General features: G+C 71.2%; 17 protein-coding genes, 4 tRNA genes and 1 other RNA gene. 9 read left to right on the top strand and 13 right to left on the bottom strand.

All coding sequences use genetic code 11. From position 1 onward, the window contains the following. Positions 1–8 precede the first annotated feature (8 nt). The 5 genes from OHT51_RS22260 to purS all read right to left on the bottom strand — a co-directional run bounded on the left by OHT51_RS22260 (position 9) and on the right by purS (position 4,763). Complete coding sequence (locus tag OHT51_RS22260; protein WP_328880679.1) at positions 9–845, bottom strand: M23 family metallopeptidase; 837 nt, start codon at positions 843–845, stop codon at positions 9–11. A gap of 103 nt (positions 846–948) precedes the next feature. Then, complete coding sequence (locus OHT51_RS22255) at positions 949–1,449, bottom strand: ArsR/SmtB family transcription factor (protein ID WP_328880678.1); 501 nt, start codon at positions 1,447–1,449, stop codon at positions 949–951. 118 nt (positions 1,450–1,567) lie between these two features. Beyond that, the gene (gene purL / locus OHT51_RS22250; RefSeq protein WP_328880677.1) at positions 1,568–3,826 is read right to left on the bottom strand and encodes a phosphoribosylformylglycinamidine synthase subunit PurL; all 2,259 of its coding nucleotides are present in this window, start codon (positions 3,824–3,826) and stop codon (positions 1,568–1,570) included. Further along, positions 3,823–4,503 (bottom strand): phosphoribosylformylglycinamidine synthase subunit PurQ, encoded by a 681-nt coding sequence (gene purQ / locus OHT51_RS22245; protein ID WP_328880676.1) that lies wholly within the window; start codon positions 4,501–4,503, stop codon positions 3,823–3,825. The genes purL and purQ overlap by 4 nt, the downstream gene beginning before the upstream one ends. Then, the gene (gene purS / locus OHT51_RS22240) at positions 4,500–4,763 is read right to left on the bottom strand and encodes a phosphoribosylformylglycinamidine synthase subunit PurS (RefSeq protein WP_015659417.1); all 264 of its coding nucleotides are present in this window, start codon (positions 4,761–4,763) and stop codon (positions 4,500–4,502) included. The genes purQ and purS overlap by 4 nt, the downstream gene beginning before the upstream one ends. Positions 4,764–5,073: 310 nt before the next feature. On the opposite strand from purS, the gene OHT51_RS22235 reads away from it, so the two are divergent. From OHT51_RS22235 to OHT51_RS22200, 8 genes are all read left to right on the top strand, one after another. After that, the gene (locus OHT51_RS22235; RefSeq protein ID WP_328880675.1) at positions 5,074–5,391 is read left to right on the top strand and encodes a histone-like nucleoid-structuring protein Lsr2; all 318 of its coding nucleotides are present in this window, start codon (positions 5,074–5,076) and stop codon (positions 5,389–5,391) included. A gap of 156 nt (positions 5,392–5,547) precedes the next feature. Then, positions 5,548–5,619: transfer RNA gene (locus OHT51_RS22230), tRNA-Gly, on the top strand. Between the two features lie 80 nt (positions 5,620–5,699). Continuing rightward, positions 5,700–5,772: transfer RNA gene (locus tag OHT51_RS22225), tRNA-Gly, on the top strand. A 130-nt stretch (positions 5,773–5,902) separates the two neighbouring features. Further along, positions 5,903–6,862: an ABC transporter ATP-binding protein gene (locus OHT51_RS22220; protein WP_328880674.1), complete on the top strand. Its 960-nt coding sequence runs from the start codon at positions 5,903–5,905 to the stop codon at positions 6,860–6,862. Beyond that, positions 6,859–7,635: an ABC transporter permease gene (locus tag OHT51_RS22215; RefSeq protein WP_328880673.1), complete on the top strand. Its 777-nt coding sequence runs from the start codon at positions 6,859–6,861 to the stop codon at positions 7,633–7,635. Before OHT51_RS22220 ends, OHT51_RS22215 begins: the two co-directional genes overlap by 4 nt. A 17-nt stretch (positions 7,636–7,652) precedes the next feature. After that, positions 7,653–8,885 (top strand): sensor histidine kinase, encoded by a 1,233-nt coding sequence (locus OHT51_RS22210; protein WP_328880672.1) that lies wholly within the window; start codon positions 7,653–7,655, stop codon positions 8,883–8,885. Further along, positions 8,882–9,532 (top strand): response regulator transcription factor, encoded by a 651-nt coding sequence (locus OHT51_RS22205; RefSeq protein WP_328880671.1) that lies wholly within the window; start codon positions 8,882–8,884, stop codon positions 9,530–9,532. The genes OHT51_RS22210 and OHT51_RS22205 overlap by 4 nt, the downstream gene beginning before the upstream one ends. 22 nt (positions 9,533–9,554) lie before the next feature. Continuing rightward, positions 9,555–9,630, top strand: a tRNA-Gly gene (locus OHT51_RS22200). A 37-nt stretch (positions 9,631–9,667) separates the two neighbouring features. On the opposite strand, the gene OHT51_RS22195 is transcribed toward OHT51_RS22200, so the two are convergent. From OHT51_RS22195 to ffs, 6 genes are all read right to left on the bottom strand, one after another. Further along, positions 9,668–10,567, bottom strand: coding sequence for a phosphoribosylaminoimidazolesuccinocarboxamide synthase (locus tag OHT51_RS22195; RefSeq protein WP_328880670.1), 900 nt, complete (start codon positions 10,565–10,567; stop codon positions 9,668–9,670). 126 nt (positions 10,568–10,693) lie between these two features. Further along, positions 10,694–12,184, bottom strand: a complete 1,491-nt coding sequence (locus tag OHT51_RS22190) for a N,N-dimethylformamidase beta subunit family domain-containing protein (RefSeq protein WP_328880669.1) — start codon at positions 12,182–12,184, stop codon at positions 10,694–10,696. Positions 12,185–12,464: 280 nt separating this feature from the next. Next, positions 12,465–14,408, bottom strand: a complete 1,944-nt coding sequence (locus OHT51_RS22185) for a hypothetical protein (protein ID WP_328884400.1) — start codon at positions 14,406–14,408, stop codon at positions 12,465–12,467. Positions 14,409–14,800: 392 nt separating this feature from the next. Further along, positions 14,801–16,054 (bottom strand): phosphoribosylamine--glycine ligase, encoded by a 1,254-nt coding sequence (purD, locus tag OHT51_RS22180; protein ID WP_328880668.1) that lies wholly within the window; start codon positions 16,052–16,054, stop codon positions 14,801–14,803. An 87-nt stretch (positions 16,055–16,141) separates the two neighbouring features. Then, on the bottom strand, positions 16,142–18,505 hold the full coding sequence (locus tag OHT51_RS22175) for a DNA polymerase III subunit gamma and tau (RefSeq protein ID WP_328880667.1): 2,364 nt from the start codon (positions 18,503–18,505) through the stop codon (positions 16,142–16,144). Between the two features lie 61 nt (positions 18,506–18,566). Next, an RNA gene (gene ffs, locus OHT51_RS22170) (signal recognition particle sRNA small type) lies at positions 18,567–18,661 on the bottom strand. Between the two features lie 73 nt (positions 18,662–18,734). Between ffs and OHT51_RS22165 the strand changes: the two genes are divergently transcribed. Next, positions 18,735–18,822: transfer RNA gene (locus OHT51_RS22165), tRNA-Ser, on the top strand. A gap of 157 nt (positions 18,823–18,979) precedes the next feature. Here OHT51_RS22165 and OHT51_RS22160 read toward each other — a convergent pair. After that, positions 18,980–20,269, bottom strand: coding sequence for a peptidase (locus tag OHT51_RS22160; RefSeq protein WP_328880666.1), 1,290 nt, complete (start codon positions 20,267–20,269; stop codon positions 18,980–18,982). A 315-nt stretch (positions 20,270–20,584) separates the two neighbouring features. Next, positions 20,585–20,893 (bottom strand): hypothetical protein, encoded by a 309-nt coding sequence (locus tag OHT51_RS22155; RefSeq protein ID WP_328880665.1) that lies wholly within the window; start codon positions 20,891–20,893, stop codon positions 20,585–20,587. Positions 20,894–20,911: the final 18 nt, after the last annotated feature.

The following is a 20,911-nucleotide window of genomic DNA, read 5'->3' as shown; positions in this document are numbered from 1 at the left end:
GCGCGAGGTTAGTCGGCGGCACCGACAACCGGGCCGACCACCTCGAACACCTCCTGGTTGCGCGGCACCCCGACGCCGCGCCAGCCGAAGGGCACGCCACGGGCGCTGTCCGGGTCCGGGCCGTCCATCAGCTGGAAGTGCAGGTGCGGCTCGGAGGAGTTGCCCGAGTTTCCGCAGCGGGCGATGACCTGCCCGGCGTGCACCCGGTCGCCCTCCCGGGCGGTGAGCGAGCCGCGCCGCAGGTGCGCGTAGGCCGCGTAGGTGCCGTTGCCGAGGTCCAGGATCAGGTGGTTGCCGAGGATGCGGCGAAGGCCCGCCATCTCGCGGACCGAGCCCTCGGCCAGCATCAGGTACAGCAGCCCCGCGAGCGAGTTGCGGCTCAGGTGATCGCGCTGCCCGTCGACCGCCCGCACGACCGTGGCGTCGGCGACCGCGAGGATCGGCGCCTCGAAGGCCGGGAAGTCCTGGGGGCGCCGCGCGATCGGCCACAGCCAGTGGAAGGCGGGGCGGGCGCCGGGTTCCGGTTCGGCGATGATGTCGATGGCGTACGTCTGCCCGTGGGCGTGGATGCCATGGCTCGGGGTGCGGTCGGCCGGGCTGTTCAGCGCGGACCAGCGGCCGGTGACCGGCGGGGCGACCTCGACGGGTTCCCGGGCCCGGCGCGAGCTGTCCGGGGCGCCGCCCCAGCGGTTGGCGACGGTGACGACAACGTACGCGAGGACCAGCGGCAGGAAGTCCCACCAGACCGGGTAGCCCCAGCCGAAGCAGATGTGGGCGATCACCAGGCCGATGAAGGCCAGCTGGAGGCCGCGGAAGGCCACCATGGCGAGCTTGCGTGCGGACATCGTTCCCCCTCCGGGTCGGTCCCTGTTCCCTGTTCGGTCCCTGTTCGGTCCCTTGCTTCGGGCATTGCCCCGGACGTCTCTTCGGGAGTTGCTCCGGGCCTTGTTACGGACGGGCCGCCGACAGCGCCACCAGCAGCGGCACGACCCGCCCCGGCGGCACCTCGTAACGGCCCCGGCCGGTCGTGTGCAGCCAGCCCGCGCCGGTGAGCTGGCGCAGGTGGTGGTAGATCTGGCCGGTCGTGCCGACCTCGTCCAGCTCGGCCAGTTCGGCCGCGGTGCGCCGGCCGGCGATGACCTCGCGGAGCAGCCGGAGCCGGACCGGGTGCCCCAGGGCCGCGAAGGACTCGGCGGCCTCGGTCCACTCGGCGTCCAGCAGCCCCTCGGTCAGCGCGCCGTGCTGCCACTCGTACTGCTCCCCGGTCGGCAGCCGTACCGCGCCGGTGAACAGCACTCCGCCGTCGGCCGCGCCCAGCTCGGCCAGCTGGTCCTTGAACCCCTGAAGGGCCCAGAAGTCGCCCTCGCCGATGCGGGGGGCGGTCTGCTGCGCGCGCTCCAGCGCTGCCAGCCGTCGCTCGAGGTCGGCGACGCGTTGTTCGAGTTCCACGCTGCGATGCTACGGAACTACGTAATTACGTGCAACCATCGGCATGCCGGCGCCCGGGGGTACGGCGAAGCCCCCGCCCGGTGACCGGACGGGGGCTTCGGAGCCGTAGGCCCCTCGGCTACTTCAGCAGCGCCGGAATCGTCGCCTCATGCGTCTCGCGCAGGTCCTCCAGGGAGAGCGCGAACTCGCCCTGCAGTTCCACCGAGTCGCCGTCGACGACACCGATGCGGGTGACCGGCAGGCCCCGCGCACCGCACATGTCGTTGAAGCGGAGCTCCTCGGAGCGCGGCACGGCGACGACCGCACGTCCCGCCGACTCGGAGAAGAGGAAGGTGAAGGCGTCGAGCCCGTCCGGTACGACCAGACGCGCGCCCTTGCCGCCGAGCAGCGCGGACTCGACGACCGCCTGGATCAGACCGCCGTCGGACAGGTCGTGGGCGGAGTCGATCATGCCGTCGCGGGAGGCGGAGATCAGGATCTCGGCGAGCAGCCGCTCGCGCTCCAGGTCCACCTGGGGCGGCCGACCGCCGAGGTGGTCGTGCACGACCTGCGACCAGGCCGAGCCGCCGAACTCCTCACGCGTGTCGCCGAGGAGGTAGAGCAGCTGCCCCTCCTCCTGGAAGGCGACCGGCGTGCGCCGCGCGACGTCGTCGATCACGCCGAGGACGGCCACGACCGGCGTCGGGTGGATGGCCACGTCGCCGGTCTGGTTGTAGAGCGAGACATTGCCGCCCGTGACCGGAGTGCCCAACTGCTGGCAGGCGTCCGCCAGTCCGCGCACGGCCTCCGCGAACTGCCACATCACCGCCGGGTCCTCGGGCGAGCCGAAGTTCAGGCAGTCGGAGACCGCGAGCGGCTTGGCGCCGGTCGTGGCGACGTTGCGGTACGCCTCCGCCAGCGCCAGCTGGGCGCCGTGGTACGGGTCCAGCTTCGCGTACCGGCCGTTGCCGTCCGTGGCGATGGCGACGCCGAGGCCGGTCTCCTCGTCGATGCGGATCATGCCGGAGTCCTCGGGCTGGGCGAGGACGGTGTTGCCCTGCACGAAGTGGTCGTACTGCGAGGTGATCCACTTCTTGGAGGCCTGGTTCGGGGAGCCGACCAGCTTCACGACCTGGTCCTTCAGCTCGGCCGAGGTCGTGGGCCGGGGCAGCTTGTTCGCGTCGTCGGCCTGCAGCTCGTCCTGCCAGGACGGACGGGCGTACGGGCGCTCGTAGACCGGGCCCTCGTGCGCCACGGTGCGCGGGTCGACGTCGACGATCTTGCCGCCGTGCCAGTAGATCTCCAGGCGGTCGCCGTCGGTCACCTCACCGATGACGGTGGCGATGACGTCCCACTTCTCGCAGATCTCCAGGAACCGGTCGACCTTCGCCGGCTCGACGACCGCGCACATGCGCTCCTGCGACTCGCTCATGAGGATTTCCTCGGGCGAGAGGGTCGAGTCACGCAGGGGCACGTCGTCCAGGGTCACGCGCATGCCGCCGGAGCCGTTGGAGGCGAGCTCGGACGTGGCGCACGACAGACCGGCGGCACCGAGGTCCTGGATACCGACGACCAGCTTCTCCTGGAAGGCCTCCAGGGTGCACTCGATGAGGAGCTTCTCCTGGAAGGGGTCGCCGACCTGGACGGCCGGGCGCTTCGACGGCTTGGCGTCGTCGAAGGTCTCGGACGCGAGGATCGACGCGCCGCCGATGCCGTCGCCGCCCGTACGGGCCCCGTACAGGATGACCTTGTTGCCGGCGCCGGACGCCTTCGCGAGGTGGATGTCCTCGTGCCGCATCACACCGATGGCGCCGGCGTTGACCAGCGGGTTGCCCTGGTAGCAGGAGTCGAAGACGACCTCGCCGCCGATGTTGGGCAGGCCCAGGCAGTTGCCGTAGCCGCCGATGCCCGCGACGACACCGGGGAGCACCCGCTTGGTGTCGGGGTGGTCGGCGGCACCGAAGCGCAGCGGGTCGACGACGGCCACCGGGCGCGCGCCCATCGCGATGATGTCGCGGACGATGCCGCCGACACCGGTCGCGGCACCCTGGTAGGGCTCGACGTACGACGGGTGGTTGTGCGACTCGACCTTGAAGGTCACGGCGTAACCCTGGCCGACGTCCACCACACCGGCGTTCTCGCCGATGCCGACGAGCATCGCGTCGGACTCGGGGGCCTTCTCGCCGAACTGGCGGAGGTGGACCTTGGAGGACTTGTACGAGCAGTGCTCGGACCACATGACCGAGTACATGGCGAGCTCGGCACCGGTGGGCCGACGGCCGAGGATCTCCACGACCCTCTCGTACTCGTCCTTCTTCAGGCCGAGTTCGGCCCAGGGCAGCTCGACGTCGGGGGTCGCGGCCGCGTGCTCGACCGTGTCCAGAGGCGTCCGGCTCATGCGTTGACCAGCTTCTTGAGGATCGAGGTGAAGAAGGGGAGACCGTCGGTGCGGCCCGACCCGATCAGGGGCTCGACGGCGTGCTCCGGGTGCGGCATGAGGCCTACGACGTTGCCGGCCTCGTTGGTGATGCCGGCGATGTCGTTGAGCGAGCCGTTCGGGTTGAAGTCCAGGTACCGGAACGCGACGCGGCCCTCGGCCTCCAGCTTGTCCAGCGTGTACTGGTCGGCGACATAACGGCCGTCCATGTTCTTGAGCGGGATGTGGATCTCCTGCCCGCTCTCGTAATCACTGGTCCAGGAGGTTTCCGCGTTCTCCACCCGCAGCTTCTGGTCGCGGCAGATGAAGTGCAGATGGTCGTTGCCGAGCATCCCGCCGGGCAGCAGGTGCGCCTCGGTGAGTACCTGGAAGCCGTTACAGATACCGAGGACCGGCAGTCCGGTCTTCGCCTGCTCGATGACGGTCTCCATCACCGGCGAGAACCGGGAGATGGCTCCGGCGCGCAGATAGTCGCCGTAGGAGAAACCGCCGGGCAGCACCACGGCATCGACCTGCTTGAGGTCCTTGTCCTTGTGCCAGAGGGCGACCGGTTCTGCGCCCGCGAGGCGGATCGCGCGCTGGGTGTCCCGGTCATCGAGACTCCCCGGGAAAGTGACGACGCCAATACGAGCGGTCACTTCGCGGCCTCCGCGACTTCCTCCACCTTGACGGTGAAGTCCTCGATCACGGTGTTGGCGAGGAAGGATTCCGCAAGATCGTGGATGCGGGCGAGCGCGGCCTCGTCGACCGGCCCGTCAACTTCCAGTTCGAATCGCTTTCCCTGACGTACGTCCGAGATGCCTTCGAATCCCAGCCGCGGCAGTGCGCGCTGCACCGCCTGGCCCTGGGGGTCGAGGATCTCCGGCTTGAGCATGACGTCGACTACGACGCGTGCCACTGGCACTCCCGGTGTGTGGTGCTGAGCAGGTTCCTTCAGACTACCCGCACAAAATTTCTACGCGAGTAGAGTTGTAGGAAGCTACGTGACAGCCATCACGATGAGGTACCGGAGGGGAGCGTTCACGAAAAGTTACGGGAAAGATCCCCGGTCAGCCGCAGATAGGTATTGCGCTCGGACACGCGGACAGATTTAGTCGGGCTTCACATTGCATTGCCGGGCACTGTACAAATGAATTGGCAAATAGCCGACACTCGGCACGTCATCCCAGCTGAGCTGTATGACATGCCGGACGAAGGGACCGATATTCGTGGCGCAGAAGGTCGTGGTCACTCTCTTTGACGACATCGACGGCTCGGAAGCGGCGGAAACGATCGCCTTCGGACTCGACGGCAAGTCGTACGAGATCGACCTGAATGAAGCCAATGCCAAGAAACTGCGTAAGGCGCTCGCGCCCTACGTGGACGCCGGCCGCAAGCGGTCGAAGTCAGGCAAGGCGTACAAGCAGACCGAGGTCGCCCCGGACCCGGCGGCCGTCCGGGCCTGGGCCCAGGCCAACAAGATGGAGGTGCCGGCCCGCGGCCGCATCCCCAAGAAGGTCTACGAGGCGTTCGCCTCGGCCCGGTGAGATGCTCCGAGGACATGTCCTCAGGGTCCGTCAGCGCACCCTGAGGACGGCCGACTTGAGCCGGTGCGACAACCGACTTGCGCTACCCCCCTGCTGATCAGCTAATGTCTGGGGCACGCCGCCGGGCGGGGCAGAAAAGCCCAGCTCGCCGAGCTTGCGGGTGTAGTTCAGTAGTAGAACATCCCCCTTCCAGGGGGAAGGCGCAGTGTGCAATTCCTGTCACCCGCTCTGCACCGCCGTACTGACCACGTAAGTGGATCAGGTAGGCTGGTGCTCGCACCGATCGGTGAGAGCCGGTCGGGGGCAATGCGGACGTAGCTCAGTTGGTAGAGCGCAACCTTGCCAAGGTTGAGGTCGCGAGTTCGAGCCTCGTCGTCCGCTCGGGAATGAGACCCCGGTCCTGATGGACCGGGGTCTTTTCGTTATCCGGCGCGCGTCTCCTGACATTTGTCATGCGGAGTGATGACAGCGCGCACTGCTTCCGGCGTCGGATCGCCGGGACGCTGGTGTCATGAACATCAACGAACACGAACACGTGATTGAGGTCACTGACCTGCGTCGTGTGTACGGGGGCGGGTTCGAAGCGGTGCGCGGAATCACGTTCTCCGTGGACCGCGGCGAGGTCTTCGCGCTGCTCGGCACCAATGGCGCGGGCAAGACGTCCACCGTCGAGCTGCTCGAAGGGCTCGCCCGGCCCGCCGCGGGGCGGGTGCGGGTACTCGGGCACGATCCCCACGCCGAGCGTGACGTCGTACGGCCGCGCACCGGGGTGATGTTGCAGGAGGGCGGCTTTCCGTCCGAGCTGACCGTCGCCGAGACCGCGCGGATGTGGGCGGGGTGCGTGAGCGGGGCCATGCCCGAGGCCGAGGCCCTGGACATGGTCGGGCTCGGGCGGCGGGCCGGGGTGCGGGTGAAGCAGCTGTCCGGCGGTGAACGGCGGCGGCTGGATCTGGCACTCGCCCTGCTCGGCAGGCCCGAGGTGCTGTTCCTGGACGAGCCGACGACCGGGCTCGACGCCGAAGGGCGCCGGGACACCTGGGAATTGGTGCGGGAGCTGCGCGACGCCGGTACGACCGTGCTGCTGACCACGCACTACCTCGAAGAGGCCGAGAACCTCGCCGACCGCATCGCGATCCTGCACGAGGGACGCATCGCCGCCGCCGGGACACCGGCCGAGGTGACGGCGGCGCAGCCCTCGCGGATCTCCTTCGAGCTGCCCCAGGGCTACTTCGTGGGAGATCTGCCGCCCCTCGACGACATGGGCGTGCGCGAGCACGAGATCGACGGGCGCGTCGTACGGCTGCGCACCCACGAGTTGCAGCGCACCGCGACCCGGCTCCTGGTGTGGGCGGACACAGCAGGGGTGGAGCTGCGGCGACTGGACGTGCGTCCGGCGTCGCTGGAGGAGGCGTTCCTGGGGATCGCGCGGGAGGCGGCCGGCGCCGCCGAGAAGAAGGAGTACGCGGCATGAGTACGGCGATGACCACCCCGGTGGGACGCATGACGGCGCTGGCCCGCGCGGAGGTGACACTGCTCGGACGCAGCAGGGGCACGCTGTTCGCGGCGCTGTTCGTGCCGCTGCTGCTGCCCTTCAGCGTGCGGGAGGCGGCGAAGGGGATGGACCTGGCGGAGGCCGGCCTTTCCCTCGGCACGGTCGTCCTGCCCGCATCGATCGGCTTCTCGCTGCTCTACGCGGTGTACGCCACGCTCGTCTCCGTCTACACCGCCCGGCGCGAGGAGCTCGTCCTCAAACGGCTGCGCACCGGCGAGCTCAAGGACGCGGAGATCCTGGCTGGGGCCGCGCTGCCGGCCGTGGTCACGGGCATCGCGCAGAGCCTGGTGCTGGCGGTCGGCTGCGCCGTCCTGCTCGACGTGGGCGCGCCGGCTGCTCCCCATCTGGCCGTGCTGGGCCTGCTGTTGGGGGTCGTGCTGTGCGCGTCGCTGGGCGCCGTGACCGCGTCGTTCACTCGCAGCGTCGAGAGTGCGCAGGTCACGACACTGCCCGTGGTGTTCCTGTCCATGATCTTCTCCGGGATGTTCGTCCCCCTCGAGGTACTGCCGGACCGGGTGGCGTCGGTGTGCGAGTTCCTGCCGCTGACCCCGGTGATCACCCTGCTGCGGGGTGGCTGGACCGGCGACCTGTCGGCGTACGAGGTGATCGGTCCCGTGGTGACCGGGCTGGCCTGGACGGTTCTGGGCGTGTTGGCTGTGCGACGGTGGTTCCGATGGGAGCCACGGCACTGAGGCAGGGGGGACGGCGCATGCGCGGGCCGGGAACGTGGTGGCGGGGGAAGAGCACCCCGGCGAAGGTCGAGACGTACACACGGTGGTCGTTCCACTTCTTCGCGGTGATCGAGGTCGCCACGCTCGGTCTGCCCGCCGTCGGCTCGACGCCGTCCGAGCCCGGGATCGCGCGCTGGCTGCTTCTGATGGTCTGCGCGCACGCCGTGGCCTGTGCCTTCACCGCGTCGCGGGCCCTCGACTGGACGCGCGGCCGCCGTGCGCAGCCGCTGCGGGCGATGGCGGGGCTCGTCACCGTCGCCCTGGCGGTCGTCGTCGCCGCCACCCTGATCGTGCGGTACGGCCCGAACGGCGAGGATGTCGACACCGCGGTGGGCACGGTCCTGGGCGGCACGCTGGCCTTCACGGTCGGCACCATCACGCTCGGCGTCGGCAGCAGGCGGCGCGTGTTCGCGGTCGTCGCGGGAACCGCGGTGGCCACCGGACTCGTGGCCCTGCCGCTCGGTTCCCCGGTCCCGGCGGCGCTGGGCGCGTCGGTGGCGGTCTTCATCGCCTGCGGAATCCTGGCCCTCACGTCCGGTTTCTCCGTCTGGCTCCTGAACGCCGTCTACGAACTCGACGAGGCCCGCGAGACCCGGGCCCGGCTCGCCGTCGCCGAGGAGCGGCTGCGGTTCGGGCGGGATCTGCACGACGTCATGGGGCGGAATCTGTCGGTCATCGCCCTGAAGAGCGAACTCGCCGTGCAGCTAGCGCGGCGCGGGCGGCCCGAGGCCGTGGAGCAGATGATCGAGGTGCAGCGCATCGCCGGCGAGTCGCAGCGCGAGGTGCGGGACGTCGTACGCGGCTATCGGGAGGTCGACCTGGAGGTCGAACTGGCCGGTGCGCAGGGGGTGTTGAAGGCGGCCGGGATCGAGTGCCGGGTGACCGGCCGGACGGCGGGGCTGCCCGTCGAGGTGCAGTCGGCGCTGGCCTGGGTGGTCCGGGAGGCGACCACCAATGTGCTGCGGCACGGGAATGCCGGGCGGTGCTCGGTGGGGGTATCGGTGAGCGAGGGGCGCGTGGTGTTGACGGTGGAGAACGACGGGGCAGCCGGAGCCTCCGACGAAGGTGGGGGCTCCGGGCTCGCCGGGCTGCGGGAGCGGCTGGCCGCGGTGGACGGGACGCTGGACGCCGGTCACGTGGGCGAGACGGTGTTCCGGCTGGTGGCCGAGGTGCCGCTGGCGGGGGCGGGTGTGCGGGAGGTCGCCGTATGACCGACCTGCCCAGCGACCGTACGTCCGGCCGCCCGGCAGGGCCCGTACGACTGCTCCTCGCCGACGACGAGCATCTGATCCGGGGGGCGCTCGCCACCCTGCTCTCCCTGGAGGACGACCTGATGATCGTCGCCGAGGCGGCGACCGGGCCGGAGGCGCTGGCGATGGCACGGGCGCACGAACCCGACGTGGCCGTCCTCGATCTGCAGATGCCCGGGGCGGACGGTGTGAAGGTCGCCACATCACTGCGGGCCGAACTGCCCAGGTGCCGGGTGCTGATCGTGACCAGTCACGGTCGGCCCGGGCATCTGAAACGGGCCCTTGCGGCGGGTGTGCGCGGGTTCGTCCCGAAGACCGTCAGCGCCCAGCGGCTCGCGGAGATCATCCGTACCGTGCACGCCGGAAACCGTTACGTCGATCCGGAGTTGGCCGCCGACGCCATCGCCGCCGGGGACTCGCCGCTGACCGCCCGGGAGGCCGAGGTGCTGGAACTCGCCGCCGACGGGGCGCCCGTCGCGGAGATCGCGGAGCGGGCCGCACTGTCACAGGGGACCGTGCGGAACTATCTGTCCTCCGCCGTCTCCAAGCTCGGGGCGGAAAACCGGCACGCGGCGGTGCGTCTCGCGCGGGAGCGGGGTTGGGTATAGTGGTTCTCGCGCCACGGCGCATGCGAACGTAGCTCAGTTGGTAGAGCGCAACCTTGCCAAGGTTGAGGTCGCGAGTTCGAACCTCGTCGTTCGCTCCATTTCGAAAGGCCCCCGGTTCTCCGGGGGCCTTTCGCGTTACGCCCAGCTCATGCCCGTCAGGCGCTCGTACGCCTCCACGTACTTCGCCCGGGTCGCGTCGACGACCTCCTGCGGCAGCGGCGGCGGGGGCTGCTCGCTCTTGCGGTCCCAGCCGGAAGCCGGCGAGGTCAGCCAGTCACGGACGAACTGCTTGTCGTACGACGGCTGCGCGCGGCCCGGCTCCCACTGCTCGGCCGGCCAGAAGCGGGAGGAGTCCGGGGTGAGGACCTCGTCGGCGATCACCAGCGTCTCCCCCTCGAAGCCGAACTCGAACTTGGTGTCCGCGAGGATGATGCCGCGGTCGCGGGCGATGTCCCGGCCGCGGGAGTAGACGGCGAGGGTCGCCTGGCGCAGCTGTGCGGCGGTGTCGGCGCCGACCTGGCGGACGACCTCCTCGTAGGAGACGTTCTCGTCGTGCTCGCCGACCGCGGCCTTGGTCGCCGGGGTGAAGATCGGGGCGGGCAGTTCGCTGCCGTCGACGAGGCCCTCGGGGAGGGCGAGGCCGCAGACCGTGCGGGAGTCGTTGTACTCCAGCAGGCCGGAGCCGGTGAGGTAGCCGCGGGCCACGGCCTCCACCGGGACCATCTGGAGCGACTTGCAGACGAGCGTGCGGCCCGCCCAGTCGGCGGGGGCGCCCTCGGGCACGTCGGTGCCCAGCACGTGGTTGGGGACCAGGTCGGCGAGCTGGTCGAACCACCACAGGGAGAGCTGCGTGAGGATGCGCCCCTTGTCGGGGATCTCGGTCGGCAGCACCCAGTCATAGGCGGACATACGGTCGCTGGCGACCATCACGAGGTCACCGGCCTCGTTCTGGTACAGCTCGCGCACCTTGCCGGTGTGCAGGTGCACCAGGCCCGGAACCTGGATCGGCTCGGGCTTTTCTACGAATCCGGACACGGTTCCTCCCCGTGGTTCTGTCCAATGGGTCGATTGTCCCGTACGGGGCGCTGACCTTGGACTGGGGGTGTGGTGGGTGAGCGGCTGAGGGTGTGCTGGGTGGCGACTGGGGTGTGCTGGGCGAGCTCAGTCACGCTTGCAGATGCGGTCCAGGAGGTTGGCGGTGGCGCGCTGGACCCGGGCGTCGACGTGGCCCGGGCGGTCCAGTGCCGGGGACCAGGCGAACGTCCCGGACGCGAAGACCAGGGCGCCGGACGTGGCGCGGTAGAGGGACGTCTCCTGGTGGCGCACGGCGCCTTCGCGGTCGGCGTACGGGGAGTGGGCGAGCAGGATGCGCTCCTCGTGCTCGGGGAGCGGGGTGCGCGGGAAGTAGCGGTCGGCCTCGCCCGCGACCATGTCCTTGATCTCGTCGCCCTCGTGGGCGCCGGTCGCCTCCCACAGCCAGTGGTCGGCGTTGCGGACGATCAGGGGGTGCGGCTCCGGGACCTGGCCCGCGTACTGGATGCCGATCACCTCCTGTTCGGGGCGGTCGATCTCGCGCCAGAGGACCGAGCGGCCGGGGCCCTTGCGCTTGCGGCAGGTGAGGAGCCGGTCCGGGACGCCGGACGGGGACGGGCCCAACTCCACCTGCCAGTACATGGAATTGGCGGAGAGGAACACCAGGGATGTGCCGTTCTCGCGGGCCAGCTCCACCGTGCGGCGCATGTTCGTCGACCAGTACTCGTCGTGGCCGGGGAAGACCAGGCCGCGGTAACGGGTGGGGTCGACGTGTCCTGCGTGCAGGTCGCGGGCGTCTGCGTAGGCGATGTCGTAGCCGTAGCGCTCGGCCCAGCGGATGAAGTCGTAGGCATGGCCGACGTGCAGGGGCAGGCCCGCACCCGCGTACGGGCGGTCGAAGGAGACGGTCGTGGCGGCGTCGGCCTCGCCGAGCAGCCGGCCGTCGTCATCCCACGCGTGGTAGAGGCTGGCGCCGATGCGGCCGTCCTCCGGGTAGAGGTTGTAGGCCTGCCAGGTCACGTCGGGGAGGAGCAGGAGCAGGTCCGCGGGGTGGTTGTCGCGGACGGTGAACGGGATGTGCGAGCGGTAGCCGTCGAGCGTGGTCAGGACGGCCACATACGCGCCGATGCTCCAGTACGACGGGATCTGCAGGCGCCAGGACAGCCACCAGTGGTGGCAGGAGACCGTGCGGTCGGCGGTGAGCGGGGGCGGCTGGACGATGCCGGAGAGGCGGGGGCTGGTGGTGATCTTCGCGGCGCCGTCACCGCCGTAGTGGCCGATCCGGTAGATGTCGACGGCGAATTCCTGCGGCGGGTCGACGGTGATGTGGAAGTCGACGGCCTCGCCGGGGGCGACCGCGCCGGTGGAGATGAAGCCCTTGATCTGGCGGCGCACGTCGTCGGCCGAGCGGGGGCCGGCGCTGCGGGGCGCGGGGACCCGCGGGGTGTCCGACGTCGGCGGGTGCGCCTGGCCGTCGACGTACCAGGGGACGACCTGGCCGGTGTCGTCGAAGTACGTCACATTGCCGCGCAGCCAGGGGACCGGGCCCTGGCCGAAGGGGTCCGTCACGGCGTGCGCGAGTGCGCCCGACTCCCAGCGGCGGATCTGCTCCGACCCCATGCCATACCCCTCCCTCGTCCCCCGTGGTTGCTGCATCGAGCGTCGTGTGTCGTGCGTCGTGGTGCGCGTCTGCTGCAAGTGCCCTGTGTTGCTTGCGGTTTGCTTGCGGTTCCCGCCGTGCGGCCTGGGCTTCTTGTGGCTGTCGTATGTCGTAAGCCCTTGCCATGTGCGCTATCGGTCCCAGCACATCACATTCCGCACGCATCCTGTCACTATTCGTTGCGAATTGGCCGAAAGTGGAACCGGGGGTTCCGACCGCATACGGCGGGCACGGCCGCCGTCAGACCAGGCGAACCGGCTTCTCCGGGCGTATCCCCGACTCCACCAGCCAGGCCCGCAGGGGGGTCGGGTCGCCGTCCTCGATGAGGCTGAGAACTCTGGGAGTCAGGTCGGCGGCCCGTTCGCCGTTGATGAGGAGCGTGGGGCCGTCGAGCCAGTCCAGCCCCGGCATCGCACCGGCGGTGTCCATCGCCGCGCAGCACACCATCGCCGTCACGTGGTCGGTGAGCAACTCGCGGGACGTGCGGGGCGGTTGGAGCGGGAAGAGGGGGAGCGCGCCGATGTCCAGGAGAGTGGTGCCGGGGTCGGGGGACGCCGTTCGCTCCGGCGGCGCCGCGGCCTCCTCGCGGGCCAACTCGGCGGTGATGCCTGCGGCGAGGGCGGAGCTGCGCTCGGTTTCCTGGTCTTCGGCGGGGTGATCGTCGGCCATGGCGGCGTAGGGGGGTTTAGTGGGTTTGGGGGCGGTGTCGGTGTCGTTGTGCGCACCGGAGGCCGGGGCGGTGTCGTTGTGCGCACCGGAGGCCGGGGCGGTGTCGGCGTGTGCGTCGGTGGTCTGGTGGGGGGTGGCTTCCGTCGTTGTCGTACGGCTTTGGGGCCTGTCCGACTCGGGGTGTCCTGTGTCGTTGGAGTACGCGGTGGAGGGCCCCAGGGCCGGTGGGGTCGTCAGGTGGTCCAGGACTCGGGAGAGGGTCGGGCCGTCCGTTTCCGGGCCCTCGGTGGTGCGGCGGACGCCGAGGGCGTCGAGGACGCGGTGGAGGCGGGCCGCGTCGGTGCGCCACTTGCGGTCGACGACCTCCTCCGGGTACTCCTGCCAGCCCACCGGGGACCAGTCCGGGCCGGGCTCGGCGGGGCCGCCGTGGAAGAGGCGGGCGGCGAGGAGTGAGGCCGCCTCGTCGACCGCGCCGGGCTCTTCGAGCAGGTCACAGGCGGGGCGCTCGCCCAGCCGGGACGCGAAGCCCTCGGCCAGACGGTCCCGGCGCGAGAGTTCGGTGAGGGCGGCGACGACGCCCGCGTCCAGCCGGGACGGCCAGCGGCCCATCCGCCAGGCGGGCAGCGCGACCCGCGTGAGCAACCGGTCCCAGCCCGCGTACGCCAGCCCGACCTGTTCCTGCGCGACGATCCGCAGTCCGTAATCCACAGCCTGTGCACGCTCGGCGGCCGCGACGGCCACGCCCCGCTCCATCTCGGCCGCATGGTCCCGGCAACTGCGCAACAGCAGCCGACCGACCCAGCCGATGCCCGCGCACACCGCCCGCGACCCCGGGCAACGGCCACGCGTCGAGGAGACGGCCACCGCGGCGTCCAGGCCCCGAACGAAGCGCCGGGCCTGGGCTATGTCCGGGTGCGCCGACGGTCCCGTACCGGCGACGACCGGGGCGAGGACCGCGCGCAGCTCGCCGACCCGCATCCACCACAGGAACGGGGAGCCGATGACGAGGACGGGGGCGGCAGGCGTACGGCGGTGGGCGCCGCGCGAGCTTCCGCCGCGCAGGCCGTTGAGACCGTCCTCGTCGCGGTCCTCCGCCGGGGGCGGCGGGCCGTGGGACGGGTGGGTGCGGTCCTCCAGCCAGCTGTCGCAGTCAGGCGTGAGCGCTATCGCGGACGGGGCGGGGACATCGAGGCGGTCGGCGAGGTCGCGCACCAGCCGGTAGAGGTCCGGGGCCTGCTCCTCGCCGATCGGGACCGTGGGACTGACGGCGGGGCGGGCCCGGGCGACCACCAGCGCGATCGCGGCGGCGGCGAGCAGGACGAGGACGGCGACGGGGATGACGACCCAGCGGGCGGCGTGCCAGCCCGGGCCGACGAAGTGGCCCGTGGAGACGCCGGCGAGCAGCACCACGGCGACCGCCGCGGGCAGCAGGGCGACGGCCAGCGCGCGGCTGCGGATGCGCAGCACCGCGAGGGCCCGGGCACGCGCGGCCTGCGCACCCATCTCCACACCCATACCGGTCACGGCCGGACCTCACCCCCTCCGCGCTGCCCTGGCTGTCCGAACTGTCCTGGCTTTGCTCACTCCCCCACTGTGGCACCCGCCACTGACATCGCAATGCCGGTGGGCCAAGTGCCGGAACGCTTGCGCCGCACCCTAGTTGGGGCTTCGGCCCACGTCAGCCGGATGGGGCATCGGTCACTCGATGGAATGGCTTTGGGGAAAGGTGGATGACGGACAGCGAGGATCAGGCCCCTGATCACGGCAGGTGGCGAGACCTGGTCCCGGACGGTGGCAGGCCCTGGTCCCGGCATGGATCAGGCCCCGAATCCTGAGACGGATTCGGGGCCTTCGGGGTTTATCCGGGGCGGGCGCTCGCGTTGATCCGGGGCGGGCGCTCGGGGTGGTTACTCGCCCGTCGCCGCCTTCGCCGCGATGTCCGTACGGTGCTGGGAACCGTCGAGCCGGATCCGGGCCACGGCCCGGTACGCGCGCTCGCGGGCCTGGGTGAGGTCCTTGCCGGTGGCCGTGACGGACAGGACGCGGCCGCCGGCGCTCAGGACCGAGTCGCCGTCCTGCTTGGTGCCGGCGTGCAGGACGTACGCGTGCGGGGCGTCCTCGGCGGCCACCTCGTCGAGGCCGGTGATCGGGTCGCCGGTGCGCGGGGTGCCGGGGTAGTTGTGCGAGGCGACGACCACGGTGACCGCGGCGTCGTCGCTCCAGCGCAGGGGCTCCAGGTCGGCGAGTTCGCCCTTGGCGGCGCCCAGCAGGACTCCGGCCAGCGGGGTCCTCAGGCGGGCCAGGACGACCTGGGTCTCGGGGTCGCCGAAGCGGGCGTTGAACTCGATGACCCGTACCCCGCGGGAGGTGATCGCGAGACCGGCGTAGAGCAGCCCGGAGAAGGGGGTGCCGCGGCGGCGCATCTCGTCGACCGTCGGCTGGAGGACGGCCTCCATGACCTCGTCGACCAGCTTCGGGTCGGCCCACGGGAGCGGGGAGTACGCGCCCATGCCGCCGGTGTTCGGGCCCTCGTCCCCGTCGAGCGCCCGCTTGAAGTCCTGGGCGGGCTGGAGCGGGAGCACCGTCCGGCCGTCGGTGATGGCGAAGAGGGAGACCTCGGGGCCGTCGAGGAACTCCTCGATGACGACGCGCTCGCAGGAGTTCGCGTGCGCCCTGGCCGCCTCGAGGTCGGCGGTCACGACGACGCCCTTGCCGGCGGCGAGGCCGTCGTCCTTGACGACGTACGGGGCGCCGAAGGCGTCGAGCGCCTCGTCGACCTCGGCGGGCGTCGTACAGACGTAGGAACGGGCGGTCGGGACGCCGGCCGCCGCCATCACGTCCTTGGCGAACGCCTTGGAACCCTCGATCTCCGCGGCCTCCCCGGAGGGGCCGAAGACCGGGATGCCCGCCGCGCGGACGGCGTCGGCGACCCCGGCGACGAGCGGTGCCTCCGGTCCGACGACCACGAGGTCGGCACCGAGCCGTTCCGCCAGCGCGGATACGGCCGTGCCGTCCAGGGCGTCGACCCGGTGCAGCTCGGCGACCTCGGCGATGCCGGCGTTGCCGGGGGCGCAGTGCAGCGCGGTGACGTCGGGGTCGAGGGACAGGGAGCGGCACAGGGCGTGTTCGCGGGCGCCGCTTCCGATGACAAGGACCTTCACGGGGGTCAGCCTAACGGGGTTTTTGTGCGGGGTGCCGAGGGGCCGGGGGTTCGTGACCTGTACGTTCCTCCAAGGCACTGTGCCCCGCTACTCGTTCGTGAACTCCTCCACCACCGTCGCCCCCAGCTCCCGCACGATCAGTTCACGGCCGGAGAGCGCCGACTCGTTGAGGTCGGGGTCGTCGTCCTCGGGGATGTCGTCCTCGAGGTTCACCGGTGGGCGCGGCTCCGGGGCGGAGGCAGGCTCGGGGGCCGGGGTGGGGGCGGCCGGCGCGGAGGCCGTCGAGGGCGGGGCGGGCGCCGCGGGCGTGGGCTGAGGAGAGGCCGGGCGCTGGGCGGACGTACCGCCACCGCCGTAGCCGCTGTTGCCGCCGGTGCCGCCTCCGCCTCCGCCGAAGCCCGGGGAGCCGCCCGGAGGCGGGGGAGCCGAGCCTCCGCCCGACGGGTCGACGACGGCCTCGATCTTCCACTGGACGTTGAACTGCTCGGCCAGCGCCTGGCGCAGGACGTCCTCGCTGCCGCTGCTCACGAAGTTGTCGCGCGCTCCGGCGTTGACGAAGCCGAGTTGGAGGGTGGTGCCGTCGAAGCCGGTCACCTGGGCGTTCTGGCTGAGCAGGATCCAGGTGAAGCGGCGGCGGTTCTTGACCGCCTCCAGGATGTTCGGCCAGAGCATGCGGGGGTCGACGCCGCTGCTCGGGGGTGTGTAGGCAGGGGCCGCGCCTGCGGCGGGGGCGGGGGTGGGCGCCGGTGCGGCTGCCGGAGGCTGCTGCGGGGTGGGTGCCGGGGTGCCGCCCGCCGGCGCCGGGGGCTGGGTGCCGCCGCCCGCCGGGGTCGCCGTGGGCCAGCCGCCGGGGCGTCGGCCGCCGCCTGCGGGGGCTGCGGTGGGCCAGGCGCCGGGGGCGGGGGCGGAGGGGGCCTGAGGGGTGGCCGCCGCCGGGGCGGGCGTAGGTGTGGACGGGGGTGCGGGGGCGGGCTCGGGGGTGGGCGGAGCCTGGGAGGGCTGAGGCCGGTGGCCGCTCTGGGGTGCCTCGGCCGGGGCTGTGGGCGCGGGCGGGGTCTGCCCCGTCGGGTCCGGGGCGGCCGTACCGCCCATGCCGCCCGCGGCGCCGCCCGTCGGAGCACCGGGCCCGGCCGCGGGGGCCTGCCCCGGCCCTCCCGACGCCCGTACGGCAGCCCGGGCCGCGGCGGGACCGCCGCCCGGCGGAACCTGCGCGGCGGCCGCTCCCGCGTGGGCTTCGGGGCCGGGCACGTATCCCATCGCGGGCATGCCGGCGCCGGCGCCCGCGGAGAAGTTGACGCCCCGCTCCAGCCGGTCGAGGCGGGCCATCACGGAACGCTCGTCCCCGTACGCCGCGGGCAGCATCACGCGCGCGCAGATCAGTTCGAGCTGCAGCCGGGGCGAGTTGGCCCCCCGCATCTCGGTCAGCCCATCGTTAACGAGGTCGGCGGCACGGCTCAGTTCGGCGGCGCCGAAGATGCCGGCCTGGGCCTGCATGCGCTCCAGGACATCGGCCGGGGCGTCGATGAGCCCCTTCTCGGTGGCGTCCGGCACGGCGGCGAGGATGACGAGGTCGCGCAGCCGCTCCAGCAGGTCGGCGACGAACCGCCGCGGATCGTTGCCCCCCTCGATGATGCGGTCCACGACCTCGAAGGCGGCGGCGCCGTCACCGGTGGCGAAGGCCTCCACGACGGAGTCGAGGAGCGAGCCGTCGGTGTACCCGAGCAGGGAGGTGGCCATGGCATACGTCACACCCTCCTCCCTCGCTCCGGCGAGCAGCTGGTCCATGACGGACATGGAGTCACGCACGGACCCCGCGCCCGAGCGCACGACGAGCGGCAGCACGCCGTCCTCGACGGGGATGTTCTCCCGGCCGCACACATCGCCGAGGTAGTCCCGCAGGGTGCCCGGCGGGACGAGGCGGAAGGGGTAGTGGTGCGTCCGCGACCGGATGGTCCCGATGACCTTCTCGGGCTCGGTCGTGGCGAAGATGAACTTCAGATGCTCCGGGGGCTCCTCGACGACCTTCAGCAGTGCGTTGAAGCCGGCCGACGTGACCATGTGGGCCTCGTCGATGATGTAGATCTTGTAGCGGCTGCTCGCCGGTCCGAAGAAGGCCTTCTCGCGCAGCTCACGGGCGTCGTCCACACCACCGTGCGACGCGGCGTCGATCTCGATGACGTCGATGGATCCGGGGCCGTTGCGAGCGAGGTCCTGGCAGGACTGGCACTCGCCGCAGGGGGTCGGCGTAGGACCCTGCTCACAGTTCAGACACCGGGCGAGGATCCGGGCGCTGGTCGTCTTGCCGCAGCCGCGCGGCCCGCTGAACAGGTACGCGTGATTGACCCGGTTGTTCCGCAGCGCCTGCTGCAACGGGTCGGTGACATGCTCCTGCCCGATGACCTCGGCGAACGACTCCGGGCGATAGCGGCGGTACAGCGCGAGAGACGACACGCCTACGAGGTTATAGGCGCCCACTGACAACCCGGGCCCCGGCGGTCCGGCCCCGGGGAACGCAAGGGCCCCCCACGCACCCGCCAGAGCCAACCTACCCTTGCTGCCTTCCGGCCCTGGGGGAGTTCAGTCAGATAGCGCCGCGTGAGGGGCTTCCCAGAGAGTACCCGATGTCAGCAGTGGGGAACGAGTTCGCGAGCACTCCTCAACGTCTTGTATTGTTTGCGGCGGAGGATTCGCCTAGAGGCCTAGGGCGCACGCTTGGAAAGCGTGTTGGGGGCAACCCCTCACGAGTTCGAATCTCGTATCCTCCGCCAGTGCCTCACCGGGCACGATGTCGAAGGGCCCCACCGTTCGCGGTGGGGCCCTTCGGCGTTGTCCGTCGCAATGTCCGTCTCGGCGCGCTGTCAGGGCCGAAACGGGCCGGGCCCGTCCCCTCAGGGGAACGGGCCCGGTCGCGTCTCGCAGTGCCGGTCAGGCGTTGGTGCCCGCCTTGCGGCGACGGGCGACGACCACCGCGCCGGCGCCGAGCATGAGCGCCGCGCCGCCCGCCAGGCCGACCTTCGGCAGGACGTCGCTCGAGCCGGTCTCGGCGAGCGAGCCGCTTTCGCTGCCGCCGGTTCCGTTCACCGGAGTGGTGGAGGTGCCGCCCTGCCCGGTGGTGTTGTCGGGCTTGCCGTCGGTGTCCTCGGTGTTGCCCGAGTCGGCCTTGGCCAGGATCTGGAACTCGTGGTGGTCGAGGTCCGGGTAGCCGCCGCAGGACTCGTCAGCGTTGATGTAGTCGGCCGAAACGAAGACGGCGCCCTGCCCGGCCGGGATGTCCGCGTCGACCTTCAGGCGCAGCTTGACGTCGACCGACGCCTTCGGCTTCAAGGTGCCGACGGACGATCCGTCGAGCACGTCGAAGTCGCGCCAGCTCGGGTTCGCGGCGGTGGACCACTCCAGGTCGAGGTAGGAGTCGAGCTCCTTGAGGCCCTTGTCGTCGAAGGCGTGGACGGCCGCGTACGGGTACACCTCGTCCATGGTCTTGCCGGTGCCGTTGGTGACGCGCAGCGTGAAGTTCTCCGTGGTTCCGCCGACGACCTTGTCCGGCAGCCCGCTGAGGACAGCGGTGAGCTTGGGCTCGGGGACGCACTCGCCGCCCGGCTCCTCCCCTTCCCCTTCCTCCCCCTCCTCGGCCTCGGCGTCCGCGAGCGCCTTCTTCGCGTCGTCGAGCTTCTTCTTGGCCTCGTCCCTCGCCTTCTGCAGAAGGCCGATCTTCCGGGCCTGGGCGACGCGGGCGTCGTCGTGAGCGGTCCTCGCCTCGGCGGCCTTGGTGTCGGCGGCCGTCTTGGCTGCCGCGGCGTCCTGGGCGGCCTTCTCGGCCGCGTCCAGCACCGTCTGCGCCGCGGCCTTCTCCTCGTCGGTGGTGGCGCCGTCCAGCTTGGCCTGGGCGTCCACGACGGCCTGGTCGGCCTCCGTCTTGGCCTTGGCGGCGGCCTCGGCGGCCTTCTTGGTCTCGATGACGGCGGCCTTGGTCGGGTAGGTCTCCGCCTCCAGGCCCTCCTCGAGGAACTTGATGGCGTCGTTCACCGCGACGACGGCGGCGTCGTACTCCTTCTGCGCGAGGTCGACGGCCTGCTGGAGCTCTTCGATCGTCGGCTTCGCCTTCTGCGTCTGCGCGGCCGGCTTCTCGTCGGCGAAGGCGGGTGCCGTCGAGAGAAGGACGACCGGGGCGGTCACGGCGGCGGCGACGGCGGTCGCGAGAACACGGCGAATCTTCACAATGGACCCCTGGTCGGTGGCGAAAAGGTGCGCTGGGCGTCGCACTTGCGGACTACTCACGCGGGGCGACGCAGCGGTGATCGTATGACCTCCTGATCAAGGCCGCAGGTGGTTTCTCGCGCCCTGTGCCGGAGAAACCTTCACAGCGCACGCACATATGGCACTTAGGGCACAGTTGCCTGCGTAGGCCGCACTTTTTCTGTGATCCATCACTCAGCGCGAGCGGACACAAAGCGGACACAAAAGCGTGTGGCGCCGGCCGTCCATGGAACGGACGGGCAGCGCCACACGTGGAACCGGAGACTCAGCCGAGACTTAGCCGGGGAACGGCTTGCTCGCTTCGTCGTCGGCCTTGATGCAGGCGTTGAGCTTCTTCTGGATGGCCGCAGCCTCGTTGAGCGCCCTGTTGGCCGCCGCGGTCTCCCCCAGCTGCTTCAGCTTCGCGGCCTTGGTCTTGAGGTTGGCGATCTGCTGGCTCATCTGGTTCTTGTTGCACGTGACGGCGGCCCTGGCCGAGACCGCGCCCTTGTCGGCGGACGGGGCGGCGTGAGCGGGCACCGACGTGATGAAGAGGCCGCCGACGATGGCCGCGGAGACGGCCAGGGCGGAGAAGCGCTTGGTCATGAGTTTTCCCCCAGTTAG

This window comes from Streptomyces sp. NBC_00299, from assembly GCF_036173045.1.
In the GTDB taxonomy this organism is placed as follows: Bacteria; Actinomycetota; Actinomycetes; order Streptomycetales; family Streptomycetaceae; genus Streptomyces; species Streptomyces machairae.
This window is presented reverse-complemented; position numbering and strand designations above follow the sequence as displayed.

Bases quoted from the DNA above. Each gene is read 5' to 3' on its own strand.
- OHT51_RS22260 (WP_328880679.1), bottom strand. From the start codon at position 845: ATGTCCGCACGCAAGCTCGCCATGGTGGCCTTCCGCGGCCTCCAGCTG.
- purL (WP_328880677.1), bottom strand. From the start codon at position 3,826: ATGAGCCGGACGCCTCTGGACACGGTCGAGCACGCGGCCGCGACCCCC.
- OHT51_RS22220 (WP_328880674.1), top strand. From the start codon at position 5,903: ATGAACATCAACGAACACGAACACGTGATTGAGGTCACTGACCTGCGT.
- OHT51_RS22215 (WP_328880673.1), top strand. From the start codon at position 6,859: ATGAGTACGGCGATGACCACCCCGGTGGGACGCATGACGGCGCTGGCC.
- OHT51_RS22210 (WP_328880672.1), top strand. From the start codon at position 7,653: ATGCGCGGGCCGGGAACGTGGTGGCGGGGGAAGAGCACCCCGGCGAAG.
- OHT51_RS22205 (WP_328880671.1), top strand. From the start codon at position 8,882: ATGACCGACCTGCCCAGCGACCGTACGTCCGGCCGCCCGGCAGGGCCC.
- OHT51_RS22190 (WP_328880669.1), bottom strand. From the start codon at position 12,184: ATGGGGTCGGAGCAGATCCGCCGCTGGGAGTCGGGCGCACTCGCGCAC.
- OHT51_RS22185 (WP_328884400.1), bottom strand. From the start codon at position 14,408: ATGGGTGTGGAGATGGGTGCGCAGGCCGCGCGTGCCCGGGCCCTCGCG.
- OHT51_RS22155 (WP_328880665.1), bottom strand. From the start codon at position 20,893: ATGACCAAGCGCTTCTCCGCCCTGGCCGTCTCCGCGGCCATCGTCGGC.